Annotated in this window: 6 protein-coding genes; 4 read left to right on the top strand and 2 right to left on the bottom strand. The window is 37.9% G+C overall.

The annotated features are described in order from the left end of the window. Nucleotides 1-121: 121 nt before the first annotated feature. On the top strand, nucleotides 122-1,192 hold the full coding sequence (locus AFK68_RS09570) for a DUF1611 domain-containing protein (protein WP_094672515.1): 1,071 nt from the start codon (nucleotides 122-124) through the stop codon (nucleotides 1,190-1,192). Between the two features lie 949 nt (nucleotides 1,193-2,141). After that, complete coding sequence (locus AFK68_RS09565) at nucleotides 2,142-2,591, top strand: hypothetical protein (protein WP_094672514.1); 450 nt, start codon at nucleotides 2,142-2,144, stop codon at nucleotides 2,589-2,591. Nucleotides 2,592-2,760: 169 nt separating this feature from the next. Here AFK68_RS09565 and AFK68_RS09560 read toward each other — a convergent pair whose 3' ends face one another. Further along, on the bottom strand, nucleotides 2,761-2,958 hold the full coding sequence (locus AFK68_RS09560; protein WP_094672513.1) for an NblA/ycf18 family protein: 198 nt from the start codon (nucleotides 2,956-2,958) through the stop codon (nucleotides 2,761-2,763). 569 nt (nucleotides 2,959-3,527) lie between these two features. Between AFK68_RS09560 and AFK68_RS09555 the strand changes: the two genes are divergently transcribed. Beyond that, the gene (locus tag AFK68_RS09555) at nucleotides 3,528-4,046 is read left to right on the top strand and encodes a tetratricopeptide repeat protein (RefSeq protein WP_094672512.1); all 519 of its coding nucleotides are present in this window, start codon (nucleotides 3,528-3,530) and stop codon (nucleotides 4,044-4,046) included. A 3-nt stretch (nucleotides 4,047-4,049) separates the two neighbouring features. Continuing rightward, complete coding sequence (locus AFK68_RS43395; protein ID WP_256386526.1) at nucleotides 4,050-4,184, top strand: hypothetical protein; 135 nt, start codon at nucleotides 4,050-4,052, stop codon at nucleotides 4,182-4,184. 114 nt (nucleotides 4,185-4,298) lie between these two features. On the opposite strand, the gene AFK68_RS09550 is transcribed toward AFK68_RS43395, so the two are convergent. After that, a partial coding sequence (locus tag AFK68_RS09550; RefSeq protein ID WP_143437737.1) for a PEP-CTERM sorting domain-containing protein occupies nucleotides 4,299-4,592 on the bottom strand: 294 nt, incomplete at its 5' end.

The following is a 4,592-nucleotide window of genomic DNA, read 5'->3' as shown; positions in this document are numbered from 1 at the left end:
GTATTAAGTTTTCAATTACTTTTTCTGTTTTTCTTAAAATCTAGAATTGAAATGGGGAACCCTCTCTATATTAATAGTTAATTAGTTAAATCACCAAATAGAATTTTTTCTTGAGAAAATTATGACGACAGAAAATCCACAATCAAAAATCCAAAATGGAAAAATAGCAATCTTGCTACACGATGGCATTCAAGGGTTACATGGAAAAACAGGGTTATCACTATTACGTTACAGCCAAGCAGAAATCGTTGCCGTCATCGATCGCCAATCTGCTGGAAAATCATTGCCCGAATTTACTAAAATTCACCGTGATATCCCTATAGTTGCTTCCGTTGCTGAAGCGATCGCCTTTCATCCGGAAATATTAGTCATTGGTATTGCTCCTTCTGGTGGTGCTTTACCTAACGAATGGTTTGAAGAAATCAAAGCAGCAGTTGCCTCTGGATTATCAGTAGTCAACGGTTTACATACCCCACTCGCTAATCATCCGGATATTTTACCACTATTACGACATACGCAATGGATATGGGATGTCCGTCAGGAACCTCAAGGATTAACTATTGGTAGTGGGAAAGCTAGAACACTTTCTTGTCAGCGGGTTTTAACAGTAGGGACAGACATGGCGATCGGCAAAATGTCTACCAGTTTAGAACTAAATGCAACTGCTCAACACCGAGGTCTCAACCCTAAATTTCTGGCCACAGGACAAGCGGGTTTGATGATTGCTGGCGATGGTATTGCGTTGGATGCAGTACGGGTTGACTTTGCTGCTGGAGCAGTCGAACAAATGATTATGCAGTTTGGCAATACCCATGACTTGCTTATTGTTGAAGGGCAAGGTTCCCTATTGCATCCAGGCTCTACTGCAACTCTCCCACTATTGCGCGGTACCCAACCTACTGATTTGATATTGGTGCATCGTGCCCATCAAACTCATATCCGCAATCATCCCCAGATATTGATTCCGCCCTTACCAATAGTGGTTCAGTTGTACGAAATGGTAGCTGGTGTAGGTGGTGCTATGGAGCCAGCACGAGTTAGAGGTATTGCCATGAATACTTTTCATTTAGATGAAGTAGCTGCTAAGAAAGCGATCGCTCAAGTAGAAACAGAAACTGGTTTACCTTGTACAGACCCTGTGCGTTTTGGTGCTGATTTATTGTTGGATGCAGTTATGAGCATCAAACAGTAGTGGTTTGTCAATTTTTAAATGATGGGTTTCCATTATTCTGAGAAAATCTTACAGCAGTTTTGGAGTCTTGAAGGTACAAAATTCTTAGATTTTAGGCAACAGGGAACAGACAACAGGGAACAGGAAAAAGAGATTAATTTTAAACTGTACCTCACCATCTTAAAATAGGCTGTAAATATGTAATATGTAAGGATATTGTTTGACACATACCTTTAATTACTAAAAGGTAGGTCTGGATAATTATCAACCAGGGGATGGATATTACAAATGTAATTGGCCTTATTTGAGAACAAAAGTCAAGTATGTTGGCCTTGATATCTTTTGCTAATCAAAAAATGGTTTAGAGCAACTAAATTTACATTTAGTCACTAGAGAATATTCCTAGGCATTTTTCCTAATCCTAATTTTTGCACACAAGTCCTCTAGATAGTCTAAAATACACATATAGTGCTAGCACTATACTTGGTAAATCAATTTGCCTACCTTTTCCGGCTAAGGGTTGAGGGCGTTGGACTTTTACTATAATTATCTGAGCTTCTGGCAAATTGGTGTCTTGGATACACAAAATATCGTTTTTGTCAAACTACTAGATTGCTATATGGTTCAAGTACCCATACTGCCTGATAACTGCTTCCTAGGTTTAGTGTAGGGGCATATTTTTTGATTTAGAACTCCCTAATACTTTAGTTGAGCTTCTGCCAAGACCAGCGGGAAGTGAGTTCCAAGTCTAAACAGTTGTTGAAGCCCTCTGGGGAAAAAGTAATCTGAGCCTACAAACTGTGGTAGGCCCAACAACCCTACAGATTTTCCCCAAGTCTGTATCCTTTTAGTTGGCTAGAGACAATGGGCTGTAACGGCAGCTTTCCTCCCCACCTAACCTAATGGTAATGGTTGGGTATCCAAGCCGTAAATTTGATCGATCTAGTATTAGCAGTATAGGAATAGGACTGTGGTTCATACATTTATATTAGAATCAGGCCAATGGATGATTGCAGGAAATTGGCTAGAACGTAACGGAATGTTGATTACTGTCAAGGGTACAACTATCGTGACATGGGATCGTACAGATTGGTTCTCTATGGAAACAAAGCTAATATTTCCTAGTCAAGACCGTGAGGAGATTAGTTTACAGTATAAAGGGCGTCTTGACAGTGACGAACGACGCTATACCTTTCTTCTACAACACAGCGAACTAGGAAAAGTGGAAGGAGAAGGATGGCTTGGTATTGATTCAATTATTCAGCGCTATTGGGTACTGGGAAATGACCGCCAACGTCGTAGTGGTTTTGAAACTTTACTCCGCTTAGATAAAGATCGATATTACTCCAGTAGTGGGATTTTAACAGGTCCTTCTTTGATTAGTGCTATGGAAGCAACTATAGAGCGTCAGCTAGAGTAGTTAATCTTACTAAAAGTTATAAAATTCTTTGAATCAATTAATGGGCTATATTTGCCTACAAAGTTTATGATATTTGAAAAATTACTTGACGCCCCATCATCCCCAAATCTATTTAAAACTTATGAAATAGAGTCAGAGAAGGAGGTCGCCCCTAGGAAAATTTCTGTACTTAATCAAAATCAGGATTAGATTCTAATCCCCAATTATGCTTTAAAAATTGTTGGTAAAGAGTTTCCCTTACCAACATTTGTTGATATAGTTCAACTAAGCATTCTTGAGCTTGTTGTAAATTCATTTGTCGCACCTGAGTCTCAAAAGACCGAACGCTAAATTGCTTTTCTAGTGGCAGTTCCATAGGTTGCTCCATAGTTTAACTCCTTTAATACCAACAATTACCTACTGACCATACTTCCTAGTTGGAGCAGTAAATCTAGATATAAAAAATTAATACCAATTCCATAAACTTAAGCTACACTGGATTATCTTAAATTAAGATTATATTATTTGATTCTTGAGATATGATATGTAGCAATATTTGAGAAAAATGGTAGATACCGAATAAATCCAGATATGTATTACTGGACTTAGCGATCGCCTAATCTTTTTAGGAAGTCTGATAATCAGTTATGACCAGCACCGCATTATGTTAAAAAATATAACAAATGTTTGACAAAACTGCCATGATTTTCCTTGCACCACAGATATAAAAATAGCAAATACCAAACATTATTCTTGCTTCTAAATAAATCTTAGATAAAAGTCAAGAGTCAAGATGCTCATTTTGAACAAATTTCTGATAGTAAATAACTGCTGAAAAAACAGAGTGAAAAGCTTAAACAACTTGACTGCTATAGAGATTTATTTCTCAAGAGATGCTCAAATTAGAAAATAGGTAGTATGCTGAATCAGTAAGCATTACTACTAAAATTCTCAAAAATGTGTTATAAAAAATCTAAGTACGGTTTATTGGCCATAACTGCAATACTGAGCATACTCAGCACTACTCCAGCTAACGCTTCTTCTTTTCAACCAACCCCTAAACAAATTCAATCAACTAACACCACAGTTATTGTTCTCAACCAAGAAGCTAAAGCAGAATTTGAGCGGGGGGTTAAACTCTACAAAGAAGGAGACCTCGAATCAGCAGAAACAGCATTTCGCAAAGCTATTGAACTTGACTCAGAATTTGCAGAAGCTTATGCTAACCTAGGCAGTCTTTTGGCCAATCAAAATAATTTGTCGGAAGCAATATCCCAATTTGAAAATGCTGTTCGCCTCAGACCAGAGCTAGCAGTGCTTCATTATCAATTAGGGGTAGCTTTGTATTTAGAAAATAAACGACCTGAAGCAGTAGTATCTCTGACTAAAGCTAGAGACTTATTAAAAGAACAAGGAAAAATGGAAGAAGCACAGAAAGTTGAGAAAGCAATAGAAAAGATTCAAGCAGAATCTTAATTAGTGTTGCAATACTATAATTTCAAGCAATTATTTCACGGAATAGATATAGGAGAGATTTTTCAGCTTTTTGAAAATATGAAAGTGGTGTTGAATAGCTTGACATCATCTAATAGATATATGGTTGGCGATCGCTAAGTGTTTGAAAAGCTGGTTCATTGGCAGGATAATTAGAATTCTCAAAAAAAATCAAGCAAAGATTTTGAGGCTAATTTCTTTGCTTGATAAATTTGTTATGAGAAATGTTTATTGTTATTTTTTCTGCTGCTTCTTTCGGGATAAGGCGGCGATCGCTACTGTGCCTAGTATTCCTAAGAGCGATGATGGTTCTGGTGTTGATTTAGTGTTAGTGGTAAACAGGTAGGCTGAACCACTGTTGAATCCGTTGTCGTCGTCTCCCCATGCACCTATCACGGCTGTATTGTTGCTTAGAGCTACTGAGATTCCGAAGTTATCCACTTCAGAACCGTCGGGTGCGATCAATTTCTGGAGAAAGCTGCCAGTAGTAGTGTCAAATAAGTAGGCTGAACCACTCGACTCTCCATT

The sequence above is a fragment of the Hydrocoleum sp. CS-953 genome (assembly GCF_002260545.1).
Taxonomy (GTDB): domain Bacteria; phylum Cyanobacteriota; class Cyanobacteriia; order Cyanobacteriales; family Microcoleaceae; genus Trichodesmium.
This window is presented reverse-complemented; position numbering and strand designations above follow the sequence as displayed.